This is a genomic window from Paenibacillus taiwanensis DSM 18679 (assembly GCF_000425125.1).
GTDB lineage: Bacteria > Bacillota > Bacilli > Paenibacillales > Paenibacillaceae > Paenibacillus_B > Paenibacillus_B taiwanensis.
Genome location: NZ_KE384306.1, coordinates 778,123 through 802,801 on the forward strand (window position 1 = coordinate 778,123; position 24,679 = coordinate 802,801).

At 45.4% G+C, this 24,679-nt stretch carries 24 protein-coding genes and 1 riboswitch; of the genes, 17 read left to right on the top strand and 7 right to left on the bottom strand.

What is annotated here, in order from left to right; genetic code table 11:
* The first annotated feature begins 42 nt into the window (after positions 1-42).
* From infC to H509_RS25125, 3 genes are all read left to right on the top strand, one after another.
* Complete coding sequence (gene infC, locus H509_RS0112405; protein WP_028545369.1) at positions 43-516, top strand: translation initiation factor IF-3; 474 nt, start codon at positions 43-45, stop codon at positions 514-516.
* Positions 517-686: 170 nt separating this feature from the next.
* Entirely contained in the window at positions 687-1,835 is a 1,149-nt protein-coding gene (locus tag H509_RS0112410) for an MFS transporter (RefSeq protein WP_051287130.1), read from the top strand.
* Positions 1,836-2,014: 179 nt separating this feature from the next.
* A complete protein-coding gene (locus H509_RS25125; RefSeq protein WP_036696996.1) occupies positions 2,015-2,980 on the top strand; it encodes an NAD(P)H-dependent flavin oxidoreductase in 966 nt (321 codons plus the stop codon).
* Positions 2,981-3,050: 70 nt separating this feature from the next.
* Here H509_RS25125 and pdaA read toward each other — a convergent pair whose 3' ends face one another.
* Positions 3,051-3,800, bottom strand: coding sequence for a delta-lactam-biosynthetic de-N-acetylase (gene pdaA, locus H509_RS0112420; RefSeq protein ID WP_245596066.1), 750 nt, complete (start codon positions 3,798-3,800; stop codon positions 3,051-3,053).
* Positions 3,801-3,865: 65 nt separating this feature from the next.
* Positions 3,866-4,651 carry a polysaccharide deacetylase family protein gene (locus tag H509_RS25130; protein WP_051287027.1) on the bottom strand — a complete coding sequence of 262 codons (786 nt, stop codon included), beginning with the start codon at positions 4,649-4,651 and terminating at the stop codon, positions 3,866-3,868.
* A 191-nt stretch (positions 4,652-4,842) separates the two neighbouring features.
* Here H509_RS25130 and H509_RS0112430 point away from each other — a divergent pair, with 191 nt between their 5' ends.
* The 3 genes from H509_RS0112430 (at position 4,843) to H509_RS0112440 (ending at position 7,957) form a co-directional block, all read left to right on the top strand.
* On the top strand, positions 4,843-5,244 hold the full coding sequence (locus H509_RS0112430; protein WP_028545372.1) for a VOC family protein: 402 nt from the start codon (positions 4,843-4,845) through the stop codon (positions 5,242-5,244).
* 145 nt (positions 5,245-5,389) lie between these two features.
* A riboswitch (FMN riboswitch) is annotated at positions 5,390-5,539 on the top strand.
* 154 nt (positions 5,540-5,693) lie between these two features.
* Positions 5,694-6,617, top strand: a complete 924-nt coding sequence (locus H509_RS0112435) for a DMT family transporter (protein WP_084159169.1) — start codon at positions 5,694-5,696, stop codon at positions 6,615-6,617.
* A gap of 338 nt (positions 6,618-6,955) precedes the next feature.
* Entirely contained in the window at positions 6,956-7,957 is a 1,002-nt protein-coding gene (locus tag H509_RS0112440; RefSeq protein WP_028545374.1) for an AI-2E family transporter, read from the top strand.
* Positions 7,958-8,095: 138 nt separating this feature from the next.
* On the opposite strand, the gene H509_RS0112445 is transcribed toward H509_RS0112440, so the two are convergent.
* Entirely contained in the window at positions 8,096-8,740 is a 645-nt protein-coding gene (locus tag H509_RS0112445) for a metal-dependent hydrolase (RefSeq protein ID WP_028545375.1), read from the bottom strand.
* Positions 8,741-9,145: 405 nt separating this feature from the next.
* On the opposite strand from H509_RS0112445, the gene H509_RS0112455 reads away from it, so the two are divergent.
* Complete coding sequence (locus tag H509_RS0112455) at positions 9,146-9,904, top strand: DUF4184 family protein (RefSeq protein ID WP_028545376.1); 759 nt, start codon at positions 9,146-9,148, stop codon at positions 9,902-9,904.
* Positions 9,905-9,974: 70 nt separating this feature from the next.
* On the opposite strand, the gene H509_RS0112460 is transcribed toward H509_RS0112455, so the two are convergent.
* A complete protein-coding gene (locus tag H509_RS0112460) occupies positions 9,975-10,991 on the bottom strand; it encodes a LacI family DNA-binding transcriptional regulator (protein ID WP_028545377.1) in 1,017 nt (338 codons plus the stop codon).
* A gap of 145 nt (positions 10,992-11,136) precedes the next feature.
* Here H509_RS0112460 and H509_RS28585 point away from each other — a divergent pair, with 145 nt between their 5' ends.
* The 9 genes from H509_RS28585 to hutG all read left to right on the top strand — a co-directional run bounded on the left by H509_RS28585 (position 11,137) and on the right by hutG (position 19,619).
* Entirely contained in the window at positions 11,137-11,268 is a 132-nt protein-coding gene (locus H509_RS28585) for a hypothetical protein (RefSeq protein ID WP_281169731.1), read from the top strand.
* A gap of 279 nt (positions 11,269-11,547) precedes the next feature.
* Complete coding sequence (locus tag H509_RS0112470) at positions 11,548-12,342, top strand: SDR family NAD(P)-dependent oxidoreductase (RefSeq protein ID WP_028545378.1); 795 nt, start codon at positions 11,548-11,550, stop codon at positions 12,340-12,342.
* Between the two features lie 10 nt (positions 12,343-12,352).
* A complete protein-coding gene (locus H509_RS0112475) occupies positions 12,353-13,027 on the top strand; it encodes a cyclase family protein (RefSeq protein WP_245596033.1) in 675 nt (224 codons plus the stop codon).
* 34 nt (positions 13,028-13,061) lie between these two features.
* Positions 13,062-13,271 (top strand): hypothetical protein, encoded by a 210-nt coding sequence (locus H509_RS25135; RefSeq protein WP_051287028.1) that lies wholly within the window; start codon positions 13,062-13,064, stop codon positions 13,269-13,271.
* Positions 13,268-13,654, top strand: a complete 387-nt coding sequence (gene rbsD / locus H509_RS0112485; RefSeq protein WP_028545380.1) for a D-ribose pyranase — start codon at positions 13,268-13,270, stop codon at positions 13,652-13,654. The genes H509_RS25135 and rbsD overlap by 4 nt, the downstream gene beginning before the upstream one ends.
* A gap of 351 nt (positions 13,655-14,005) precedes the next feature.
* Positions 14,006-15,577, top strand: a complete 1,572-nt coding sequence (hutH, locus tag H509_RS0112495; protein ID WP_157277648.1) for a histidine ammonia-lyase — start codon at positions 14,006-14,008, stop codon at positions 15,575-15,577.
* A 98-nt stretch (positions 15,578-15,675) separates the two neighbouring features.
* Positions 15,676-17,340, top strand: coding sequence for a urocanate hydratase (gene hutU, locus H509_RS0112500; protein WP_028545382.1), 1,665 nt, complete (start codon positions 15,676-15,678; stop codon positions 17,338-17,340).
* An 18-nt stretch (positions 17,341-17,358) separates the two neighbouring features.
* Positions 17,359-18,654 (top strand): imidazolonepropionase, encoded by a 1,296-nt coding sequence (gene hutI / locus H509_RS0112505; RefSeq protein ID WP_028545383.1) that lies wholly within the window; start codon positions 17,359-17,361, stop codon positions 18,652-18,654.
* Positions 18,651-19,619 carry a formimidoylglutamase gene (hutG, locus tag H509_RS0112510; RefSeq protein ID WP_028545384.1) on the top strand — a complete coding sequence of 323 codons (969 nt, stop codon included), beginning with the start codon at positions 18,651-18,653 and terminating at the stop codon, positions 19,617-19,619. Before hutI ends, hutG begins: the two co-directional genes overlap by 4 nt.
* A 277-nt stretch (positions 19,620-19,896) precedes the next feature.
* On the opposite strand, the gene H509_RS0112515 is transcribed toward hutG, so the two are convergent.
* Positions 19,897-20,610: a GntR family transcriptional regulator gene (locus tag H509_RS0112515; protein WP_036696999.1), complete on the bottom strand. Its 714-nt coding sequence runs from the start codon at positions 20,608-20,610 to the stop codon at positions 19,897-19,899.
* 533 nt (positions 20,611-21,143) lie between these two features.
* Between H509_RS0112515 and H509_RS0112520 the strand changes: the two genes are divergently transcribed.
* Complete coding sequence (locus H509_RS0112520) at positions 21,144-22,370, top strand: family 8 glycosyl hydrolase (protein WP_028545386.1); 1,227 nt, start codon at positions 21,144-21,146, stop codon at positions 22,368-22,370.
* A 257-nt stretch (positions 22,371-22,627) separates the two neighbouring features.
* Here H509_RS0112520 and H509_RS25140 read toward each other — a convergent pair whose 3' ends face one another.
* Complete coding sequence (locus H509_RS25140) at positions 22,628-23,011, bottom strand: DUF3899 domain-containing protein (protein ID WP_051287030.1); 384 nt, start codon at positions 23,009-23,011, stop codon at positions 22,628-22,630.
* Between the two features lie 2 nt (positions 23,012-23,013).
* Positions 23,014-24,657: a peptide ABC transporter substrate-binding protein gene (locus H509_RS0112530; protein WP_028545387.1), complete on the bottom strand. Its 1,644-nt coding sequence runs from the start codon at positions 24,655-24,657 to the stop codon at positions 23,014-23,016.
* Positions 24,658-24,679 lie beyond the last annotated feature (22 nt).

Sequence of the window (24,679 nt, forward strand, 5' to 3'; positions counted from 1 at the left end):
TTAATATGGGTTCATTATAGCGAAGCTAAAGGGGTTATCACAATGATAAAGAATGAAAAAATAAAAGCGGCAGAGGTCCATGTGACAGGGATCGAAGGGGAAGACTTAGGTATTATGTCCACAAAAGCGGCGCTAGTGTTGGCAAAGCAGTATAAAGTTGATTTAGTATGCACCTCATTAATGAGCAGTCCGCCTCCTTGCAGGTTAGTTCGATCAGGCAAAGTAAAAGAAGAAGCGCAGCAGTCCCGCAAACGAGAACAAAATGCTAAGGTGAAAGAAATTAGACTTACGGCCAAAATAGAAGATCACGATTTTGAAACGAAGCTTCATCAAGCGGAGAGATTGTTAAAATCAGGAGATTCGGTCTTGCTGGTCGTCAAAATAACAGGTAAAGAAGGCGAACAAGCCAAATCGCTGCTGCAACGTATGCTCGCGGACTTGACACATGCCGGCAGCAAGCAATCGGGTATTCAATTAAGCGGCAAGCAGGCATGTATCCAACTCAATCCGCTTTAAAGAAACCGTGCTCTTCTTAACTGGGCAAGCATAATTCATGGCATTGAAGTGCAGATTATCATTTTAGGAAGCTGTTTAAGGTCCGTAAATGGGTTAAATGTGCGGAGGTGCCGATATTGCAAGCGGACAAGCGATCTGATTTACTAGCGCTTTCATCTATCCCCCTAATTATGACGTTAGGCAACTCCATGTTAATTCCTGTATTGCCTGAAATCAGGAGGCAGCTTAAAGTCAGTTCTTTCCAAACAAGTCTGCTCATTACAGCTTATTCCGTAATGGCCATTATTTTAATACCGATTGCAGGCTATTTATCTGACCGCATTGGGCGTAAAGCGGTTATTATTCCAAGTCTGGCGATTGCCGGTATTGGTGGTGGTGTATGCGGCGCTGCGGCCGTCTGGATGGACAAATCGTATACTATTATTTTGATCGGCAGGGTGCTGCAAGGAATTGGAGCAGCGGGGGCGATGCCGATTGTGCTTCCGTTAGTCGGGGACATGTTTAAAAATGAGAAGGATGTAAGCAGTGGTCTTGGCCTGATTGAAACGTCCAACACATGCGGGAAAGTGTTAAGCCCTATTATAGGCTCGGCGTTAGTGGCCATTGTATGGTACTTGCCCTTTTGGGCTGTGCCCGTCTTATGCTTAATTTCCATCGTGCTGGTGTTGTTTCTAGTCAAGAAACCGGCTGTCTCAACCGAGCATAAAGCTGTCCCTGTGCGCGACTTTTTGCATACTACATGCCAGTTAATTAAAAGCAATTTCCGATGGTTAATAGCTCTGTTTATTATCGGCGGTATAGGTATGTTTATGTTGTTCGGCTCGCTATTTTATTTGTCAGAAACATTAGAAGAAGCTCATGGCTACAAAGGAATAGTAAAGGGCTGTATTATCGCGATCCCATTAGCTGTCCTTAGTGTAGCTTCATACGTGGCAGGCAAGCTGATCGGTGAGAATAAATATGCGATGAAATGGATCGTGTGTATTGGATTTACAGTATCAACCGTTGCAGTTAGCCTTTGTCTGTTGTTTCAGTCTGTTGTGGGCCTCATGACATGCCTCAGTGTGGCAGGATTGGGGTTGGGTGCGTCATTGCCATGTCTCGACTCCTTTATTACAGAAGGGATTGAGAAAGAACAGCGTGGTACGATTAGCTCCTTGTACAGCAGCATGCGCTTTGTAGGGGTGGCAGCAGGGCCTATGGTGGCATCACTGCTTATGAGTAGTTCGGATAATAGCTTGTTTGTGACACTTGCGATTACAGGGGCCGTAGCGGCTGTGTTAGCATTAACGGCAGTCAAGGTTAGAAAAAGCACCTAAAAGCACTTGCTAAAATGTAGCGGTGCTTTTTGGCTTAGCAGCGGCTAATGCGAAAGACGTTTCTAAAAAGCGGGAAGCTAACCCACAGTAGAAGACGTGCTCACAGGCATGATAAACAGCGTAGTCGAATACACTCCATATAAAGTGCTTTCTCAACGAAAAAAGAGGTGAGCCATTTGATGTTATCCTCACGTTGGTTACACGATTTATCCTTGCCAGTCATCGTGGCCCCGATGTTTCTTGTCTCCACTCCCCGTATGGTCATGGAAAGCTGCCGTGCAGGACTCGTTGGAACCTTTCCCCTCTTGAATGCCCGTAGTTCCGTGCAACTTGATCAATGGATGACATCCATTAAACAGGATTTAACAGCGTTCCGTGACTCACATCCTGAACAGAACGTAGGCCCGTGGGGAGTTAACTTGATTGTTCATCGCAGCAATAAACGTTGGCTGGAGGATACCACGCTAATTCGTAAGCATGAGCCTCCAATCGTCATAACCTCACTCGGCAATCCGGCATCAGTGGTACAATTTGTACATGACTATGGCGGAATCGTGTTATCTGATGTGAGTACGATTGCACATGCGAGAAAAGCAGCCGATTGTGGTGTTGATGGGCTTATTTTGGTATGTAATGGAGCTGGCGGTCATGGGGGCACGATCCACCCATATGCGTTTGTTGCAGAAGTAAAACGCTGGTGGAAGGGGATAACTATTTTAGCAGGCTGCATCTCTAATGGTCAGCATATTCATGCTTCCATCGTGGCTGGAGCGGACGCAGTCTATATGGGGACGCGCTTTATTGCAACGGTTGAAAGCGGTGCGAATGAGGCTTATCAGCAAATGCTGATTGAATCCTCCTTGGATGACATTATGTATACAGATGCGGTGAGCGGAGTAAAGGCAAATTATTTAAAGCGCAGTTTAGAAACCGCAGGGATAAACGTAAATTTAACAGAGTCAGCGCATCAAGCGAAAGTTGTGAACTTGGAAATGAAGGCGAAGGCTTGGAAAGATATATGGTCTGCGGGGCAAGGCGTAGGCGAAGTAGATCGTGTGCTGCCGCTAGGTGAGCTTGTCCATCAGCTCAAGCAAGAGTTCAAACTTTCGACTTCATTTACGGGGCAAATAAATCCCCTTGGCTAAGGGCCAAGGGGATTTATTTTGCTCAAACTAGTCAAACGAGCCAAAAGATATGAATTGAAACGGCCAAAGCTCAGCGCTTGCCAGCAGTCAGCTCATCCAAGCTAACAAATTGATAGCCTTGTCTATTCGCCTCGTCTATAATACGGCCGAGGGCGCCATCATTGTCTTTTGAGATGGCATGCAAAAGAATGACAGCCCCAGGATGTAATTGCTTAATAACATTTTCATAGGCGTATTGCGACCCTCTTTGCTGATTAACATCCCAGTCTTTGTAGGCGATGGACCAAAATACGTTCACATATCCTAATTGTTGGCTTGCATATAAGGTTTGATCGTTAAAAATACCACGAGGCGGACGAAGATAGCGCATCTCCTTTTGACCTGTAACTTGGGACACAGCTGTCTGTACTTTGTCCAATTCCTCCCGCAAACGTGAGGACGTCACTTGCGTCATATCCGGGTGACTCCAAGAATGATTACCGATAATGTGTCCTTCAGCATACATTCGTTTTAGAAGCTCGGGCTGTGTTTTTACATAGTGGCCGGTTACAAAAAAGGCAGCAGGCACTTTTTTTGCCTTTAATGTGTCCAAAATATTACCTGTAAATCCATTCTCATAGCCGTTGTCAAAAGTTAAATATAATACTTTGCGACTTGTATCTCCCAGAAATACGGCTCCGTATTTGTCAACAATAGGTTTAAAGCCTTCCTCATTAATGGAGGGCATACTTCCATTTTGGCTTTTTTTGAAGCCAAAGTGATAAGCTGGGCCTTGATGTGCATAAACGTCAGTGCACCATGCTGCCGTTGAGACTAGCATAAGTCCGACGATTACGATCGAAGCTACATATGGTTTTAACATGTAATGTAATGCCTCCCTTTTTGTTATTTCACAACATGCTTTGCTTTGGCACGGTGATTATCAGGTTGATTAACTTTTTGTTGGTTGCCGCTTTGCCGTATCAAATCAGAAACCGTAACAAGACGAAACCCTTTTTTTTGTAATTCGGGTAAAATGGTTTCAAGCGCCTGCACGGTCTGTGTTTTTCCTGGCACGTAGTCATGGAATAACACGATATCTCCGTTGTGTGCGTTTTTTAGCACCTTGTCACATATTTTGTGGACACCTGGATGCGTCCAGTCTTTTGTGTCTTGATGCCATGACCACATCACCGATTTCAACCCAAGCAGGTGAGCTGTGTTAATGATACGATCATTGTAATTACCACCAGGTGGCCGAAACAAAGTTGGCTTTACGCCTGTTACTTCATATACAGCAAGCTGGGTCCGTTCTATCTCCTGGCGAATAAAGGAAGAAGTTGATCCAGCGTTGAAATAGGCATGAGAGAACGTATGATTAGCAATCTCATGCCCGTCGGCCATCACTTTTTTAACAATTTCAGGATGTTGTTTCACTCTGCGTCCGAGAACAAAGAAGGTGCTTTTTACACCATACTTTTTTAAAACATTTAATATAGCGATCGTTTGCGTTGGATCAGGTCCATCATCAAAAGTTAAAGCCATTATGGGTTGATCGGTTTTTGCCTCCCATATAATGTGGCCCTGCTTCTCATACTCTTCTCTGCTTTTTTGGGAAGGCCAGGCATGAACTTCTAGGGTTGAAAAAGATAAGCAGGAGCAGAGCAGGACAACGACAACTTTTCGTAACATATGTATCCCCTTTGCAGGAAACTGTAGTCTTACCAAGTATGCTTTACTTTATTGTGCGAATATAGGCAGTGAAATAAACTGAATGTTTTTGGAAATAAAGCACGATAATCACATCAAGAAGTGGATTTGATTTGCGTAACAGGTAGAGTATAGTAGGAGTAGTTTGAAATATATTGTAGGAGGCTACAGCCATGTCACAGGAGATTTGGATTAACTTGCCGGTCAAAGATGTTGAAAGGTCAACTGCCTTTTTTAATGACATCGGATTCCAAGCGGATAGCGTTGGGACGGAGAGGGCCAAGCTTGTCATTGGCCAAACCACCATTTTGCTGTTTCCAAATGCGGTGTTTGAGCAGTTTACAGGCACAAAAGCTACAGATACTTCCCAAAGCGCAGAAGTTATATTTTCTATTGGTGCTAAAAGCAGAGAAGACGTAGATGCCTGTATTCAACAAGTAGAGGCTGCGGGAGGAACCATTTTTGGCAAGCCGAGTGACACGGACGGTTGGATGTACGGCGCAGCATTTGCCGACCTGGACGGGCATCGCTGGAACCTGCTATATATGGATGAGAGCAAAATGCCGAAACGCTAATTGTGCTTGAACTACTTGATAGGCATGTAAGTTCAATTTGTCAATTACAAAAATCATCATTGCTCTATAGTGAAATGGCGGTATAATAAAAAGCGGGACAAGTCAATCTGTACTTAGGCTGACTTGTTACTACATACTTTTGAAGTAGGATCTTCAGGGCAGGGTGAAATTCCTGACCGGCGGTGAGGCGGTAGTTGACGCTAAGCCCGCGACTCGCAGTACAGCAAGTGTGTACAGCGACTGACTTGGTGAGAATCCAAGGCCGACGGTATAGTCCGGATGGAAGAAGATCGCATGTTGGCAAGCATTTCCACAGGATGACTGTAATTACAGATCGAAAGTGAAATTCGCTGATACCACAACCAGCTATAGTTCTATAGTTGGGTGGGGTATGTCTTCTTCAAGCACGTAAAGATCCTATATTCGACGACCTTGGGAGGTTATTGAATATGGAGAACCGATTAAACGTGGATCAAGGCAAAATGGGGAGCTCACGGACTGGCGTATGGCTGGTTGCAATGGGAGCTGCTTTATGGGGCATCGGACCTTTGTTCCGTGTGTTGTTGTTAGAGTTATTAACATCATCACAAATTGTACTGATTGAACATTTGATTTTGTTTGTATTTGCGGCACCTGTCTTATGGCTGCATCGCCATGAGTTAAAGGGGTGTTCATGGCGTCACTTGTTTGCGCTCCTGTTTATTTCTTGGGGCGGCTCCGTGTTTGCAACGATTATGTTTACAGATGCTTTCGCACAAGGGAATCCAAATGGGGTTCTGCTGCTACAGAAGCTGCAACCCATATTCGCCGTATTGCTGGCGAGAATTCTACTTAAAGAGTCATTGCCAAAAGGTTTCTCATCGTTGCTCCTGCTAGCTGTAATAGGCACCTATTTGTTAACGTTTGGCTGGTCATCACCAGTTGGCCACATGAATGATGTGGTTGGAACAGGCAGTTTACTGGCATTAGGGGCAGCGTTTCTATGGGGCGGCTCGACAGTGATGGGCAGATATATGCTTGGAAAGATGAAGTACGAAACAGTAACTTCATTACGCTTCTTGCTAGCGCTCCCGTTGTTGTTTGTTATTACGTGGTCGGAAGCACCAAGTTGGAACGTGTCTAGTACCGAATGGGGCACGGTGACGTTTTATATTTTGCTGCAAGCATTGCTTCCAGGACTTGTAAGTCTGCTGCTGTACTATCGAGGTTTGTCAACAACAAAGGCTTCTTATGCAACACTGGCTGAACTTTCGTTTCCGTTAGTAGGTATGTTGATGAACTGGATTGTGTTTCAACAAATGGTGACAACAGCACAAGTTACCGGATTTGCACTAATATGGATCGCTTTATATCTTGTATCGAGACAGCAATAATTTCGGTTACAATGGGGAGATCAACCTCATTTAAATAGAGTTGACGCATCTGGATCACCGGATTAAAAGTTAAATACTGTGAATAACCAGGCATTGCCGCGCGGCTTGTCTGGTTATTTTTATGATAGGAGGAAAAATTGGAAGAAACCTTAACAATCGTGAATAAGTATGTATAAAGGGGCTTTACAAGGTACGCTTGATTATATACCTTGCTAGATGAAGCTCAATATTTGTAAAATAATTGGGTAGACGTTATGATAATGAAGTATTTGTTTCTTTTTATGATGTCATACGTATAATCAATTGTTCAGTCTACTTAAATAGAATTGAGGAATCTTATGGATTGGAAGAGGATTGTTGAGAGTAAAAGCGTTAGACGATTTGCCATACTGGCTCTTTTCTGTTTGGTGTTGTACAGCGTTAGAAGTATGATGAACGTTATATTGCTGACGTTTATTTTTACTTTTCTAATGGGCAGGCTGCATGAGATGGTGACCAAACCGCTTGACAGGGTTATGCGCATTCACCCCAAGATCGTTCTGCCGGTACTGTACGTCCTGCTTGTAGCTATTATTGTACTCGGTTCGTATAAGCTGTTCCCGATGATATGGGAGCAGGTACTACAGTTGTACCATTATATTGTGGCCATTTACACACATCCAAGGGCTAACGGGCTCCCTGATTACGTTGTGTCATTCTTGCATTCGTTTGACATTAAAGGCTATATCAAGCCAGGTATGGATTTTGTGTTTAAAATAAGCCATTTTGGTTTGCAATTGTTTATTTCTTTAATTTTGAGTTTATTTTTCCTGCTAGAGAAAACCAAGGTGACTCAATTTACAGCACAATTTAAGTCCAGCAAACTATCTTGGTTCTTTGACGAAGTGGCTTACTTTGGTGTCAAATTTGTTCAGACATTCGGAAAAGTTCTCGAAACGCAGTTGCTGATCGCGCTGATTAACTGTATTCTGACTACGCTCGCCTTGTGGATGCTTGGCTTCCCGCAACTTATCGGATTAGCGCTTATAATATTTGTATTGGGTCTTATTCCAGTAGCGGGTGTGTTTATATCATTAGTTCCGCTATGTACGATTGCGTTCAGCATTGGCGGACTGAAGTATATCATTTATGTGATCGTCTTAATTACGGTTATTCACGCTATAGAGGCTTACATGCTGAATCCGAAGCTGATGTCTTCCAAGACACATCTGCCTGTGTTCTATACGTTCTTGGTTCTCTTGTTCTCCGAGCATTTTATGGGGGTATGGGGGTTAATTATCGGTATTCCGATCTTTGTCTTCCTGCTGGATATACTAGATGTGAAGAAGCAGGTCGATTAACAATCTATAATAAGTATGTACAGATAACTTGTCGAACTAAGGGCAGTCTTACCGCATCATAGCGGAGGACTGCCCTTATTGTATTCCATATCTATTATCGCAGTTAGACTTAAAAGCGAACTTGGTGTGGGACGTCAACTAGAAGGGAAGACGGATCGACCTCTTATAAAGAGGGAATAGCCACTTTACACCTCTTGGTGTGAGTGTGTCTGCTGCCAAATGAGAGACATATCCTAAAATTGCAGCCCACATAATACCTTCAAGCTGCAAATAGTGTTCCAGACCAGAGCCGATATATCCCCAGAGGAGGACGGCCCAGATCGTATGTGTCATGCCTCGATGCTTGAGCCATGGCGCAATAGCGACAAACAAGCCGAGCAGCAGCAGCCAATCCATCTGTTCTCGAAATCCGAAGTAGACTACTACGCAGCCAGCTAAACAGGCGAGTACGTTCCGAATAAATCCATCTCGTGCTACAATACCAAGCAGCATAACTGCGATGGCGCATAACGAGAGAGCTGGGGCTACCTCATAATTGTTGGCGTATAAATAGATGATACCTGTTACCATCAGCGCCCCCAACCACAGTCCTAGTTCACGCAGCAGCTTGGATACCTTCCCAAGCTTGCTTGTTAATAAACTTGGCCCATCCAGATCAGCACTGAGCGCTGAAAAGGCTGACACTGCAATGTAGAGTGTGGCATTGTGCCAAGTAAAGGGATAATAGGCTGCAACTGCCACGCCGATTGCGCAGCCTATCCCAAGATGGGTCCTTCCTTTCATATTGTCCTCCTTCATTATGTATATCTTGTTGTCGATGCAAACATATGTTTGCTAATTCATTATACAGCAATGAGCCGAAGGAGACAACAGACGAAAGCTATATGTTATAGTTTTGTGTACTAATTTGCTAATTATGGTGTGTTTTTCTCAACCTGTTGCTGTATCTAAGGCTGAGCTGTCGGAAAGTAGTTCTAGTCAATGAGCAGTGCATGGGGAGAGAGATTGAATCGGATGAGCCATTCGTATAAGCTGATAAAAAGGACTTTGGCAGCAGTGCTATATAATCAGTACGGTGATGAGGCAACAGATCGGTTTGCAAACTCTCGATACCGAGTGTATTTGCTGTTGGACGAAGATGCAGTATTACAATCGATAAGGATATATGTAAATAAAGGAGGTTAGTATATGCCATTTACGTTGGCGCATCCAGCTGCTGTAGTTCCTTTGTATAAGCGAAAACATATGTTTTGCTTCACAGCGCTTGTGCTAGGAAGTATGGCACCTGATTTTGAATATTTTATATATTTCGAACCACACGGACTTATCGGACATTCATGGTTAGGTTTTTTGTATTTTAATTTGCCGCTTGTGTTCATATGCAGTTATCTTTATCACCGTATCGTAAAACGAATACTTATTCCACATTTACCGGAACCAATCCCAACCTGGTATCGAACTCATGCCGTTTTGTCGTGGGAGATCCACTCCCTTTATTCCGTTATTAGATTTGTTTATTCTGCGCTGCTAGGTATGACTACCCATGTGTTGTGGGATGCCTTTACGCATGTGCAAGGTTATGCGGTCACTCGAATCCCTCTATTGGCGGCTTCGTTAGAGATTGGTCCCTGGCACGTTCCATTGTATAAGCTGGCCCAGCATGGCAGCACGCTTATCGGCGGTATTTGTGTGATCGTGTGGGCCTATCAAATTAGAGATAAGGAGCATGAACCTGCTCATTACATAGCGGTATCGGTAAAATGGACCTATTGGCTGCTGATTGCGATGACTACGTTAGCCATTTTTGGATTAAGCAGTTATTTGCGAGGAGGCATCTCTATTTATGCATACGGTATATGGATTGTATCGATGATGAGCAGTGCAGCCGCCGCGATTTTAATCGTTTCTTGCGGGTATCGTTTTGCACCGTTCAACACAAAGCCTTAAGTCATTTCCTGAATGGAAGGCTGAAGGCTTTGCTTGATTAAGAGCTGAACAGGATGAGGATACAAGATGATCAACTCAAGTGGAGTGGCGGTATGCTGGATGCTCGAGTAATAAGAGAACATGGCAGCACCAGCTTGCGTGCAGGTTGTTCATTGTTCTGGATACGCTCAATAAGCATTTGCATACCGAGAACGCCAAATTGATAAGCAGGCTGTGAAGCGACGGTTAGAAACGGTGACACTTCATCAGCTTGTCCGAAGTCATCAAAGCTTACTAATGAGATGTCGTCGGGTACACGGACGTCCATCGAACGAAGCAGCTTTAACGTCTCCAGCGCAAGTATATTATTAGCTGCGAAAATGGCAGTAGGCCGATCCTCACGGTCCATCCAGCTACGGATTACTTCGCGATCACCACCAGTCTGATTATATTTCCATTCAGTAACATAGCTTGGATCTACAGGTAAGTCGTTCAGCTTTAAAGCTTCCACGTATCCATTTAAACGCTCACGTGCCGTAGAAACATGACTGGAGCCATTTACGAGCGCAATTCGGGTATGCCCTTGCTGAATGAGCAGTTCAACCAGCTTGCGCGCGCCATCTTTACTGTCGCCGATGACAGCATCCGCTGTAACGCCAGGCACCTCTCTGTCGAGCAGCACGAGCGGCATATTATTTTGTTGCAGCCGTTCCAAATGCGGCTTGGAATCGTCGCCGACAGGCGCAAACAAAACCCCGTCAACTCGCATGGAGAGAAAAGTGTCAACATACTCCTGCTCTTTTAGCAGACTTTCATCTGTGTTGCCAAACATCAGCTTGTAGCCATTACGGTTCGCAGCATCCTCTGCACCGCGTGCCACTGTAGTATAAAACGGGTTCGTAATATCTGTAATTAGCAACGTAATAATGTGACTTTGTTGCAGGACAAGGCTGCGCGCCATAGAATTGGGCACATAGTGTAAGTCTTTCATAATTTTCTTTACTTTGGCACGAGTCTTATCACTTACTCTGCCGTTATTGTTAATCACTCTCGACACCGTCATCGGTGATACGTTGGCAAGTTTGGCAATATCATATATCGTGGTCATTCGTTGTTATCACTCCGTGTGAAATGTGATCATCCTTGAAAAAAAAGCACTCTCTCTATTGTAGTCGAATATTTGAATTGACAGCAAGGGGGTTAAGTGATAATTTTGAGATATCGGTATCACACCAATAAATGGAGGTGTTTTGATGTCCGTTCCGATTCTGGCGGCTGCTCCAATGATTGTGATGGATGAATGTGATCATGTAGCGACCGTATTTCAATTTGTGAAGTCGGAGATGAGCTGTATGGTGTCATACGGGGGCAGCAGCGCAGCGTAAAGCTGAAGCAGGACATTATGTTTGGTTATGTGCATGTACACAATCTGAAAAGGCATTCCAAAACGGGGCCATCAAGCCTATCAGTAGGGGGACAACTGATATAATTTCTAGGTGGCAAAGATATCGATGCGACAAAATGTTATCGGTACCACATATCGTTTGCTGCGTATCCAGAGTTCCATTTGTTTAATCAGGTTTGTAACCGTATTCAAAAGTTAGTACCCAAATTGCATTTATCCCGAAGGCAAATACTTAAATAATGAAAGGTGGAGGTACAGTATGATGCGTTTACTTCATAAAATTGCACTCGTAACCGGCGGCAGTCGCGGCATCGGTAAAGCTATCGTTATTCGTTTAGCTGAGGAAGGGGCTGATGTCGCCATTAATTATTACACGGATGCGTCTAAATCCGAGGCTGAGGAAGTGAAGCGGAAGGTCGAGGAGATCGGACGCCGAGCTATTATCGTAAAAGCAGATATAGGTAAATATGATGATGTACAACATATGTTCCAAGAAATAGAAAACAAGTTAGGTCAAGTGGAAATTCTCGTGAACAATGCGGGCATAGCACCGTTTGAATCGTTTTTGAAGGTGACAGAAGAAACGTGGGATCGGACTTACCAAACAAACGTGAAATCGATCTTTTTATGTTCGCAGCGTGCAGCCGCTTCGATGATGGAACAGAGATACGGCAAAATTGTAAACGTATTGTCCACGGCAAGCCTTGTTGTGACGAGTCCGGTTATTCCGCATTATCAGTCCTCTAAAGCAGCGGCACATATGCTGACCAAAGGAATGGCAATTGAGCTTGGGCCTTACAACATTAATGTAAACGCGGTCGGACCAAGCACGGTGGATACGGACATGTGCACGGAATATTTAGCGGCACCTGGTATGCGTGAAAAAGAAACACAAGCCAATCCGATGAAACGACTCGGAACCGCCCGGCAGATTGGTGATGCTGTTGTGTTCCTTGCTTCAGATGAGGCTATGCAGGTAAATGGACATCTACTGATGGTGGATGGCGGATTGACGGTTAAGGCGGCGCAGCCCGATGACCATATGGAACGGTAGGTGGTAATGAGTGGATCGTATTCCAAGTATCAAAAAGATGGTGGACCTGTCGCAGGAATTGTATCATCTCTGTCCAGTGCTTCCCGCATTTGAGCCACCCAAGCTAGATTATATTTGTATTGGCCCACGTGATGGCTGGAAACTGGAACAGATCACGATGAATCTTCATACTGCCACACATATGGATGCGCCAGCTCATTTGGGTGAATTTGACAAGACGCTTGATCAATTCCCGCTTGATCAGTTCCAAGGGAGACTGGTGCTAGTGAATGTATCTACCAAAAGTGCAGGTGAACCGATCGTAGTTTCGGATATTACTCCTTACTGTAACCAATTAGCAGCGGATGCGATCGTTTTATTTTATACCGGTTGGGGGGAGAAGCGGGCGTGGACTAAGGAGTGGATTTATGAATCCCCCTATTTGTCAAATGAGGCCGCGCAGTATTTGGTGAATCATCAGGTGAAAGCTGTTGGCATCGATCATTTCAGCATCGGGGGAACCGGACACGACAATGAAGAGACGCATCGTATTTTGTTAGGAGCAGGCATCTGGATTGCGGAAGGGTTACAGCTAAATGATACGGAACTGCTGCAAGGGGAGTGGCATGTGTTTGCGATGCCTGTAAAGATAAGGGATAGCAGTGGCGCTCCTGCCCGAATTGTGGCGTTACAATGGACGTGTTAGATAGAGAGCGGAGTCGCACAAAGGAGAGGACCAAATGTACGTACAGTGGGAGTATATAAGCACAGAATCAACTATAGAGCTGCAACAATTAGGGATGTCAGGTTGGGAATTGGTTAGTGTTACCGTCTGGAATCAAGCTGAACGATACCATCTTAAACGATGTTTGCCTACATTGCGAGAACAGATTACGTTGGAGCAGCGTGCTGATTTAAGTTCACAAAGCAGGATGGAGGCAGCGCGATGAAAAAAGGCGGTATTCTTCATCCTCAGCTTAACCGCGTGTTGGCAGAGGCAGGACATACAGATTATATTACAGTGTCAGACCGTGGCTTCCCGATCCCTGTTCACGTAGAACGGATCGATCTGGCGCTGACAGATAACTTGCCAACAGTGTTGGATGTGGTGCGTTTAATTCACTCAGAGTTCAGCATCGATCGGATTATCATTACCGAGGAGATGTGGAACATTAGTCCCAAGCATGTTGAAGCCTTGGAGATGGATTTTCCGCATATTAAAATCGTGACTGTACCACACGTTCAATTGAAAGCGTTAAGTGAACAGTCGCGAGCAGTCGTTCGTACAGGAGATACGATTCCTTATGCAAACCTTATATTAGTATCTGGTTAAGAAGTTTGATAGATGCGTCTTCAGCAAAAAGTGTGGCTTATAACCGGCTCAGGTGCTGGCATCGGACAAAGTCCTGCATTGGAACGTACCAACGCTGCCGGAGTACGGACGAGCGTGTGCTTAAAAGTATAAAATTTAACGTAATCCTGTGCACGGGACTTGACAGAACGACATACACATGTAATAGTGGAGCAAATGGTTAAAAATACCTGAGAAAAGAGTGTGGCTCATGATTTTTATCGAACATCGAAGATGGGATAACAATTTCATAGTTCACTCTTTTACTAAGAGGCTGTGTGGAAGGTAGTACATTCCGCACAGCCTCTTTCTTTTGCTAAAGCAAGAAAGGGGATGACAAAATTGGCGGTACAATCAACATCTAATGACTTTGTTCCAGCAGCTGTTGTATTAAGTGGACAAGAATTAACCTTACAGCAAGTACGTGCTATCGCTTATGACTTTACACCTGTAGTCCTTGCGGAAGAAGCGGCGCAACGTGTTGCGGATTGTAGAACGATGGTCGAAAATTTAGTGGCGTCGAACAAGGTTGTATATGGGGTCACAACAGGGTTTGGCAAGTTCAGTGATGTGACTATCTCGCCTGAAGACAGCGCGCAGTTACAAGCGAATTTGATTCGAAGCCATGCTTGTGCTGTTGGTCAACCCCTTCCTGAGGCAACCGTTAGAGCCTTAATGCTGCTTCGCGCCAATGCGCTTTCTAAAGGTTATTCCGGCATTCGGCTGACGACACTGCAATTGCTGCTTGATTGTTTGAACAGACGTGTGCATCCTGTCGTACCTGAGCAGGGCTCACTAGGAGCAAGTGGTGACCTAGCACCTTTGTCACATCTGGCGCTTGTACTGATGGGAGAGGGAGAGGCACTCTATTTAGGTGAACGTATGTCAGGGAAAGAGGCGCTGGCGCGAGCAGGACTGAAGCCGATCCAGTTGCAGGCGAAAGAAGGACTGTCGCTTATTAACGGTACCCAGATTATGACGTCAATCGGTGCTTTGGCGTACATCCAATCGCAGCATCTGGCAAAAATGGCCGATGTAATTGCAGCGCTAACTACGGAATGTTTGCAAGGCATTACGGACGCGTTTGCAGAGGAGATTCAACAGGTTCGTCCTTATCCTGAGCAGATTGGAGTGGCGAAAAACCTGCGTGCTTTGTTGACGGGCAGCAAACTAACGACACGGCAAGGTGAATTACGTGTACAAGATGCTTACTCCCTTCGTTGTTTGCCGCAAGTGCACGGTGCAACCCGACAAGTGTTAGCTTACGTTGAGGAGAAGCTCATGATCGAAATGAATGCAGCCACCGACAATCCGTTATTGTTCATGGAGGAAGAGATCGTTATATCAGGTGGCAATTTTCACGGGCAGCCGATCGCTTTTGCAATGGATTTCCTCAAGATTGGCATGAGCGAACTTGCTAACATTTCAGAGCGCAGAACAGAACGGCTGGTGAATCCGGCACTGTCTGGTGGCTTGCCAGCTTTTTTGAGCCATCAACCTGGCATCGCGTCCGGCATGATGATTCCGCAATATGTAAGCGCATCCTTAGTGTCGGAAAATAAAGTGCTTGCGCATCCAGCAAGCGTTGATTCGATTCCATCTTCTGCGAATCAGGAAGATCATGTCTCTATGGGGACAACCGCGGCACGGCATGCGGCACAAGTGATCTCGAATACAGCCAAGGTGCTTGCTATTGAGCTGATATGCGCAGCAGAAGCGATTCAGTTTCGCGGGGAAGAACTGCTTGCACCAGCAACACGTGTATTATTTGATAAGGTGCGAGCGTTGGTGCCGCCTGTATTAACGGATCGTTCCACCAGTGCTGATATTGAGCGGCTCGCCGAGGCATTGCTGCAAGGGGAATTTCTAACATACATTGAGGATGTAAGCGGACCACTTTATTAATTTTACTAGCTATCCCTCCAATCAGCCACAATCACTTGTTCGTAGAAAGGTTTGTTTTTCGATTCAACACTATTTTTCTCTTGAGGAGGAGTATGTCCATGAATACAAAAACAACAACGATTCGCGCACCAAGAGGAACGGAGCTATCCTGTAAAGGTTGGGTTCAAGAGGCGGCAATGCGTATGCTGATGAACAACTTAGACCCGGATGTGGCTGAGCGCCCAGAAGATTTGGTCGTATACGGTGGTATTGGCAAGGCTGCCCGCAACTGGCCATCCTACGAGGCTATCATACGTGAACTGCAACGACTAGAAAGTGATGAAACGCTGCTTATTCAATCCGGCAAGCCTGTAGGTGTATTTCGTACACATGAGCGTGCACCACGTGTATTACTTTCCAATTCTGTGCTCGTACCTAACTGGGCCAATTGGGAGCATTTCCGCGAACTTGAGCAAAAAGGCTTAATGATGTATGGACAAATGACAGCAGGCAGCTGGATTTATATTGGCACGCAAGGTATTTTACAAGGAACATATGAAACATTTGCTGAAGCGGCACGACAGCATGCAGGGGGTACTCTTGCAGGTACGTTAACACTGACAGCAGGATTAGGTGGTATGGGGGGAGCGCAGCCGTTAGCCGTAACGATGAACGGTGGGGTTGTCATTGCAGTTGAAGTGGACCGAACGCGGATTAAACGCCGGATCGAAACACGTTATTGCGATGTACTCGCAGAGACGTTAGACGAGGCGCTCAAATTAGCTATGACCGCAATAACTGAAAAGAAATCTTTGTCAATCGGATTACTTGGCAATGCGGCAGAAATATATCCAGAAATCGTTCGTCGCGGGATTAAACCGGATTTTGTTACGGACCAGACTTCTGCGCATGATCCGTTAATTGGCTATGTTCCTGCCGGCATAAGCTTGGCAGAAGCGGCGGAACTGCGTGCACAAGATCCAGATCGTTATATAGCATTGTCAAAAGCGAGTATGGCTTTGCATGTGCAGGCGATGCTGGATTTGCAACAGGCGGGGTCGATCGTATTTGATTATGGCAACAACATTCGCCAAGTTGCTTATGACGAAGGTGTAAAGGATGCGTTTCAATTTCCGGGCTTTGTACCGGCTTATATCCGGCCGCTGTTCTGCGAAGGGAAGGGGCCTTTCCGCTGGGCAGCCTTGTCAGGAGATCCAGAAGACATTCGTAAGACAGATGAGCTTGTGTTGAAGTTATTTCCAGACAATGCGCATTTGCATCGTTGGATTACGATGGCACGCGAGCGGGTGGCATTCCAAGGCCTTCCAGCCCGAATTTGCTGGCTTGGATACGGAGAGCGTGCCAAGTTTGGCCTTGCTATTAATGAGATGGTCAAGAACGGCGAGTTAAGCGCACCAATTGTTATCGGCCGTGATCATCTGGATTGTGGATCCGTCGCATCTCCTAACCGTGAGACGGAAAGTATGAAGGACGGATCAGACGCAGTAGGCGACTGGGCGATATTAAATGCGCTCATTAATACGTCAGCAGGTGCATCATGGGTATCCGTGCATCACGGGGGAGGTGTGGGCATGGGGTATTCTTTACATGCAGGCATGGTAGTCGTTGCCGATGGTACAGATGAAGCTGCTGAGCGATTGCGCAGCGTGCTGACATCGGACCCTGGCATGGGTGTCATTCGCCATGTGGACGCAGGTTATGAGGAAGCTATTCAAACGGCTGAACAGCATCAGATTCGAATTCCAATGCGAATCCAGTCATAGGAACAGGAGGATCTTTATATGTCACAGCTTGATCTGTTCATAACGGGAATTGGGAGGCTCGTCACCCCGATCGGCCAACAGGCACGCCGTGGTCGCGATATGGGCGATGTCTTTGAAATAACAGACGCGGCCATTGCCGTTCATGAAGGCCGCATCGTTGCTATAGGCAAGGAAGTGGAGTTACAACAAAAGCTGGAGGGGCGTTCTATTAATAGAACGCTTGATGCAGCAGGCAAAATGGTGACACCAGGCTTAATTGATCCGCATACGCATCTCGTTCATGGAGGCTCGCGCGAGCATGAATTGGCATTAAAACGATCGGGTGTGCCGTATTTGGACATTTTGGCGCAAGGGGGAGGCATTTTAAGTACGGTCCGCAAGACCCGTGAAGCAAGTGAAGAGCAGTTATATAACCAAGCCAAGCAAAGCCTAGATGAGATGCTTTTGCAGGGCGTAACAACGATTGAGGCGAAAAGCGGTTATGGACTAGATCTCGAAACGGAGCTAAAACAGCTTCGTGTAGCGCAGCGCTTGCAGGCAGCCCACCCCATTGACTTAGTGTCGACCTTTATGGGTGCCCACGCTGTCCCAGTTGAATATGCGGGCAGAACAGATGAATTTGTTCAAGTTATTATTGAAAATATGCTGCCTGTAATTGCAGCGGAAAAATTAGCCGAATTTTGCGACGTGTTCTGTGAGCATGGCGTCTTTTCAGTGGAGCAGTCAAGACGTATTTTGGAGGCAGGCAAGCGTTATGGGCTTAAGTCCAAAATTCACGCTGATGAAATCGTTGCTCTAGGTGGAGCGGAGTTGGCGGGGGAGATTCAGGCCATATCGGCAGAGCATTTATTGGCGGCCACGGATCAAGGACTTGCCGCTATGTCGAAATCGGGTGTTATCCCTGTCGTGTTGCCTGGCACATCATTTAATTTGGGGCTGACAAAGCATGCACGCGCCCGCGATATGATCGATAATTTTGCACTGCCAGTTGCGTTGTCAACAGACTATAATCCTGGTTCATGCCCAACAGAGTCAATTCAACTAATCATTATGTTAGCTTCCTTAAATCTCAACATGTCGCCAGAGGAAATATTAACGGCCTGCACACTAAATGCGGCTGCCGCCATTGGAAGGGAGTCCTCCATAGGCTCTATCGAAATAGGAAAACATGCAGATTTAACGGTGTGGAACGCGCCAAATTTGGCTTACTTGCCTTATCATTTTGGTATCAACCATACATTTGGCGTTATTAAACGCGGACGGACAGTCGTATGGGACCGTCAACTCGTCCATCGAGTGGAGGATGCTAAATGAGCAGCAGCCATGTTCCCTATTTGACGACGCCAGAGGCGGCTGTATTTCGAGACCAGATGGAAACGAAAGTAGCGCATTGGCTAAGACAGTGGGACGGAGAAGAGCAACTGTTAGCAGGTATTGTTGGTGTTCCGCTCTCAAAGTCTTCTATCTCGCACTCCGGTGCATTTAGCACGCCTCAAGCAGTGCGCGCCGCGTTTAAATCGTTTACGACGTATAGCATGGAATATGACGTAGATTTGCAGCATCTTCCTGTGCGTGACCTCGGTGATATTCGAATGCACGCAACTGATATTGGCGAATGTCACCGGCGCATTGCAGAGAGCATGCAACGTTTGTACGCTGTACAGCCTAATATTGTCCCCATTATTGTAGGTGGAGACCATTCGATTACGTGCCCTTCTGTCAAAGCCTTCGTCGAACGTTACGACTCAAAAAAGGTGGGCATTATTCATTTTGATGCCCACCATGACGTACGTAACTTCGAAGATGGGGGTGTCACAAATGGAACCCCCTTTCGTGGAATATTGGAGTCAGGCATCGTCGAAGGAAAACACATCGTCCAGATTGGCATACGTGGATTTATGAATTCTAAGCCTTATCATGATTATGTGAAGAGTCACGGCGTGCATGTTTATACGTCACGTGATGTACGGCGTCTCGGAATTGATGCTGTGTTGGATCAGGCAGTAGCGTTAGCTGGGCATGAAACAGAAGCAATCTACGTCAGCTTTGATGTCGATGTCATTGATCAGGCGTACGCCCCTGGCTGTCCTGCTGTAGGGACAGGAGGGATGAATCCCTGGGATGCACTGGATGCGCTTTATCGGTTGGGGGCAATGCCGCAGGTGCAAGGGCTTGACTTTGTATGTATTGATCCGACGGTTGATGTACGTAATGTAACTTCGCGCATGGCGGTCCAATTTATGCTAAGTTTTGTTAGCGGCATGGCACGTCGTTGTTAATTGGAGCAGTCTATATGTCTATAAGTCTATATGTCTACAAAGGTTAGACGCTTACTTCTCATTTGGCAGCAAAAGCATTGTAAAGCATAAGGATTTACACACATATGGAACAAAACAAGCAAAAGTTCGTTAACAGGAGCTTCATTAGTACGGAAATAAAGAGCTGTCGATTGCGATAGGGATGTGCCGATCATGGTAGCAGGAGAAGTTTGAGTTGTGTCTACTGTGTACGATGATGGGGGCCTGCTACCTGATGCTGACAGCTCTTTGTGTAGGTTCAAAAGGTTCTTTCAATTACATAATAGGATACATCCCCACGGAAAATACCATACGTATATTCAAGCGGTTTTTCATCGTCGAGATACGATAACGTAACAACTTGCAGGCATGGAGCACCCTCTTTAATGCCTAGCAGCCTGCTCGCTGTATGATCGGCGAGTACAGGCTTCAGCTTTTCAGTGGACGTACGTACATGTAAATTGAATTTGTGCTGCAATAGTTCATAGAGTGAACCTTCCGTTAACTCACGGGCAAGTCCAGGTGCGTGATGCCACGGAATATGACATTGTTCGTACAGGACAGGCTCATCATCGGCGTATCGGACACGCAGTATTTGGTGCACCGCTGAATTCAAGGGGATACCTAGCAGTTCGTCCAGTGGTGGGGCGGCAGGCACAACGGCTGTCTCCACCACTTTACTGCTGGGCCGTTTGCCATAGGCAAGCACGTCATCGGCAAAGCTGCGCGTCGGCTTCATTTGAAGCTCCTGTCGCTTCACAAACGTGCCACGACCTTGCGTTCGTTCTAGTAGACGGTCACGCTCCAAATCTTGCAGAGCTGTACGGATGGTCGTACGGCTTACGCTGTACATCCTGCACATTTCCGCCTCTGTTGGGATTTGGGAGCCGACGGGATAAACGCCAGAGTGAATATGCTTTAAAATTTGTTCTTTCACCTTTGTATAAAGTGAATCCGTCTGCCTCTTTGTCATAACCAATGTTCCCCCGATACGAAATATATAAAGTTATTATGAATTTATTATATAGAAGTGTGGCGTTTATTCCCAGTTATTTGCATGAGCTAAGGGGATAGCGTAATAAAGCTAGAAGAATGAAATTGACATATGTCATTACAAAAGATATGATTTAGAAAAGGTAATTACCAATTGTAGGATTTTATCCAGCATTCACTCCTCTTTTCTTCCACTCCACTAGGTACGTAACTGAAGCGAACGATGTTATCACTTAGCCAACCAACATCCAACCATACTAAAAAGCTGCATGATGCTTTAATTGTTTACTTCAATTCTCATTCAAACAGTGCTGTTATGCTATGAAAATCGACCTTCTTTGAAGGGGTGGTGCAAGAAGTGCTTGAGAAGTTCTAAGTTAAACTATTAATGATACGCAAGCGAGCAAACCCGCATGGATACTCACACAAGTTAGGCTGCTGTTAATGAAGTAAATGTAACTTATCACATGGACTGAAGAAACCCAATTCATTGATGAAGGAGTGTTTAGCTTTATGTACAAGAGCTATAAGCTTAAGGGTACAGCCATCATTGCACTTCTAGTGGCAATGCTAGTTCCTGTGAGTGGAATCGTGTCTGCCGCGGGACCGAGCAAACCATTTCCGCAGCATACGAGTTACACCAGTGGGGCGATAAAGCCTAATCATGTTACGCAAAGCGCGATGGATAATACAGTTAAAAGTAAATGGGATAATTGGAAGTCCAAATACTTAAAGCCGGCGGGTACAGGAAAGTACTATGTGAAATACAATTCAAAAGGAGAAACAGTGTCAGAAGCACACGGGTACGGGATGCTGCTCTCTGTCATTATGGCGGGGCATGAAGCTAACGCTCAGGGTTACTTCGATGGCTTGTATCAATATTACAAAGCACACCCAAGCAACAACAACCCGTATTTGATGGCTTGGAAACAGAACAGCAGCTTCCAAAATATTGGAGGCGCTAATTCCGCTACAGATGGCGACATGGATATTGCCTATTCCTTGCTGCTCGCTGACAAACAGTGGGGGAGTAGTGGGGCTATAAATTATTCTCAGGCGGCAGTAAACATCATTAATGCGATTATGGCCAAAGATGTGAATCAATCTAAATGGACCACAAGGCTAGGGGACTGGGCTACAAGCGGAAGTGAGGATACGGCGACACGTCCTTCTGATTTTATGCTGAGTCATATGAAGGCGTTTGGAGCAGCGACAGGTGATGCCAAATGGACAAATGTCATTAACAAAACCTACAGCATTATTAACACTCTTTATACGAACAATAGTCCGAATACCGGACTGCTGCCTGATTTTGTGATTTTGTCGGGTGGTGTTTACAAGCCAGTTTCAGGTGAGTTTCTTGAATCCGAACATGATGGTCATTATCATTACAATTCCTGTCGCATACCTTGGCGTATTACAACTGACTACTTAATTAGCGGGGATAACCGCGCATTAGCGCAGTTGAATCAATTAAACAGCTGGATAAAGGCGAAAGCAGGCAATTCACCTGCCAACATTGTCGATGGCTATAAGCTAAATGGCAGCAACTATGGCTCTTACAACAGCGGTGCTTTCTACGCCCCATTCGGAGTAAGTGCAATGACGAGCAGCTCCAATCAAAGCTGGCTAAATTCGGTGTGGACACACGTCGCTAATAGCGCAGCTGAAGGATATTACGAGGACAGCATTAAGCTTTTTTCCGTAATTGTGATGTCTGGTAATTGGTGGACACCTTAAAGTAACCTACAGCAGGGGATCACGCAAACGTGATGTATGACTTTCCTTATCCCCATGCCTATACAAAAGGACCTCAAAATCCACGGTAAAGTGTGAAGTGCCCCTTATAATGAACATTGGAATAAACCCATGGTTTATCCGATGAAATACTAAGGGGGGCACTTCAGTGGGAAATGAGGTCCTTTTATGACATGGTTTTACTTGAAGCGAAAAAACGACAAGTCAAAATTGAGTGTTGAATGATTTCGTTCGAAATTTTAGAAATAATACAACTGCATACTTATAGATACCGTAACGATTCCTGTGCCTGCGCCGAGAAAGTAGGCACCAAGCTTTTGGAAAGTGACGTGCTTCCACACGACCGAAGCGGTGTGAGCGGCTCGTTTTTCTTCCTCCTGCAAAGCTCGCGACTTGGGCAGAAAAGCTGAGCTGATCGTCGCCAAGCCGCGATACAGCGGCGTGAGAAATCCGGTTCGAAGCACATACAGGATGGCTCCGATTATGGACGCGGACAAGCCGTATAGAAATAGTGAATTGATCATTGTTATATCCACGTTGTTATAGCCAGACACGATTGGAATATATCCGCCGCATAGCATAACAGCAGTTATTATAAAAGCAAGCACATAAGGCTTATACATCCTTATTTCTCAACTCTTGTAGCAAAGCGCAAATCTGGATTGGAGCGGGCATCAAACACGATACCCGTTACTTTCGGGCTAACGAGTGCAGTATCCGCCGAGAACAGAATAGGTATAATCGGCAAGTCTTCCATAAGCACCTTCTCAGCTTGCTGGGTCAATGCTACCCGTTTGTTTGCATCTAGCTCATACGTTGCTTTTTCGATCAAATCATCATACGTTTTGTTGCTCCAATTCGTAAAGTTGTTGGAGTTGCTGGAAGTATAATGACCAAGTACACCGAGTGGGTCTAAATAGTTGCCTTCCCATCCCATACGGGCGATTTGGAAGTTCTTTTGTTTAAAAGTATCGATGTACGTTTTCCATTCCTGATTTTCAAGTTTCACTTCAACTCCCAGATTTTCAAGCAGCATCGCTTGCAGCGCCTCAGCAATTTTTTTGTGATTGTCAGCTGTATTGTATTTAAACGTCACAGTTGGCAGTTGCGTCAAGCCCTCTTCTTTTAACCCCTCTGCAAGTAGTTGTTTAGCTTTCTCTGCATTAAACGCATAGTATTTTTCAGGCGCATCATCGCGATAATCTTTGCCTGACGGATTGATAACACCATACGGTACATAACCAAAGGCTGCTTTTTCTCCACCCTTTGTTACGTTAGTAGTAAGTGTCTCACGGTCAATGGCATAAGAAAAGGCTTGTCTAATTTTACGGTTTGTAAATGGTTTCTCCTTCACATTAAACGAGTATGTATACACACTGAACGAAGGGTGGGACAAGTATTCTTTGTTATTTTTCTCTTGATCAATCGTATCAAGCGGGAGTGCCAAAATCAGATCGAGATCTCCTGTTTTGTACATTTGATAGTAGGTAGTTGCATCTTGTACCATCTTGAAATGGATCGTCTCCATAGAGATTGCATCTTTATTCCAATAGTTTGCATTTTTAGTCAATGTGATTTGCTCATTATGTTTCCACTCTTGCGGACTGTATGGTCCATTACCAACGATCGTATTCGCTTCAGCCGCCCATTTCTCATTTTGGTCTACAACGGTAGAGCGCACTGGAAGATAAGCATGGCCTACAGCAATCGTAGGGAAAATACCGAGTGGAGCTTTAAGTTCAACTAGAAGTGTGCGGTCATCTTTAGCCGTAACCCCGACATTTTCAACTTTACCTTTGCCCTTGTTATATTCTTCTGCTCCCTTGATGTAATACAAGGAAGAAGGATCATAGGCTGCCGTTTTCGGATTCAAAATACGTTTCCAAGAATATTCGAAATCGTGTGCGGTTACAGGGTCGCCATTGGACCATTTGGCCCCGTCCCGAATCGTAAACGTATAAGTTTTGGCATCAGGAGAAATATCAACTTTACTAGCTGCACCTTCCACAATTTTTCCAGACTTGTCATAGGTATATAAACCTTCGTACAGATTGTCGATAATAAAATAAGAAGTTGTATCTGATGCAAAGGCAGGATCTAACGTGTACGGCTCGCCGCCTGACAGATTTGCTGTCAGCACTTGCGGCACACTAGCAGCGTCCTTTGAAGCCTCGGTCGGTGTCGCACCGCTGTTATCGCTGCCAGAGCAGCCAGTAAGCGCCGCCGCAGTAAGAATTATAATGGCAAGCATAAGATTCCATTTTTTCATAATGATTCCTCCATTACATAAG

Coding starts and splice junctions, on each gene's coding strand:
- hutU (WP_028545382.1), top strand. CDS start 15,676: ATGAATACAAAAACAACAACGATTCGCGCACCAAGAGGAACGGAGCTA.
- H509_RS0112445 (WP_028545375.1), bottom strand. CDS start 8,740: ATGAAAGGAAGGACCCATCTTGGGATAGGCTGCGCAATCGGCGTGGCA.
- H509_RS28585 (WP_281169731.1), top strand. CDS start 11,137: ATGTCCGTTCCGATTCTGGCGGCTGCTCCAATGATTGTGATGGATGAA.
- H509_RS25130 (WP_051287027.1), bottom strand. CDS start 4,651: ATGTTACGAAAAGTTGTCGTTGTCCTGCTCTGCTCCTGCTTATCTTTT.
- H509_RS25125 (WP_036696996.1), top strand. CDS start 2,015: ATGTTATCCTCACGTTGGTTACACGATTTATCCTTGCCAGTCATCGTG.
- hutG (WP_028545384.1), top strand. CDS start 18,651: ATGAGCAGCAGCCATGTTCCCTATTTGACGACGCCAGAGGCGGCTGTA.
- hutH (WP_157277648.1), top strand. CDS start 14,006: ATGACAAAATTGGCGGTACAATCAACATCTAATGACTTTGTTCCAGCA.
- H509_RS25135 (WP_051287028.1), top strand. CDS start 13,062: ATGTACGTACAGTGGGAGTATATAAGCACAGAATCAACTATAGAGCTG.
- hutI (WP_028545383.1), top strand. CDS start 17,359: ATGTCACAGCTTGATCTGTTCATAACGGGAATTGGGAGGCTCGTCACC.
- infC (WP_028545369.1), top strand. CDS start 43: ATGATAAAGAATGAAAAAATAAAAGCGGCAGAGGTCCATGTGACAGGG.
- H509_RS0112435 (WP_084159169.1), top strand. CDS start 5,694: ATGGAGAACCGATTAAACGTGGATCAAGGCAAAATGGGGAGCTCACGG.
- H509_RS0112515 (WP_036696999.1), bottom strand. CDS start 20,610: ATGACAAAGAGGCAGACGGATTCACTTTATACAAAGGTGAAAGAACAA.
- H509_RS0112530 (WP_028545387.1), bottom strand. CDS start 24,657: ATGAAAAAATGGAATCTTATGCTTGCCATTATAATTCTTACTGCGGCG.
- pdaA (WP_245596066.1), bottom strand. CDS start 3,800: ATGCTAGTCTCAACGGCAGCATGGTGCACTGACGTTTATGCACATCAA.
- rbsD (WP_028545380.1), top strand. CDS start 13,268: ATGAAAAAAGGCGGTATTCTTCATCCTCAGCTTAACCGCGTGTTGGCA.
- H509_RS0112440 (WP_028545374.1), top strand. CDS start 6,956: ATGGATTGGAAGAGGATTGTTGAGAGTAAAAGCGTTAGACGATTTGCC.
- H509_RS0112430 (WP_028545372.1), top strand. CDS start 4,843: ATGTCACAGGAGATTTGGATTAACTTGCCGGTCAAAGATGTTGAAAGG.
- H509_RS0112460 (WP_028545377.1), bottom strand. CDS start 10,991: ATGACCACGATATATGATATTGCCAAACTTGCCAACGTATCACCGATG.
- H509_RS0112455 (WP_028545376.1), top strand. CDS start 9,146: ATGCCATTTACGTTGGCGCATCCAGCTGCTGTAGTTCCTTTGTATAAG.
- H509_RS25140 (WP_051287030.1), bottom strand. CDS start 23,011: ATGTATAAGCCTTATGTGCTTGCTTTTATAATAACTGCTGTTATGCTA.
- H509_RS0112470 (WP_028545378.1), top strand. CDS start 11,548: ATGATGCGTTTACTTCATAAAATTGCACTCGTAACCGGCGGCAGTCGC.
- H509_RS0112520 (WP_028545386.1), top strand. CDS start 21,144: ATGTACAAGAGCTATAAGCTTAAGGGTACAGCCATCATTGCACTTCTA.
- H509_RS0112410 (WP_051287130.1), top strand. CDS start 687: ATGACGTTAGGCAACTCCATGTTAATTCCTGTATTGCCTGAAATCAGG.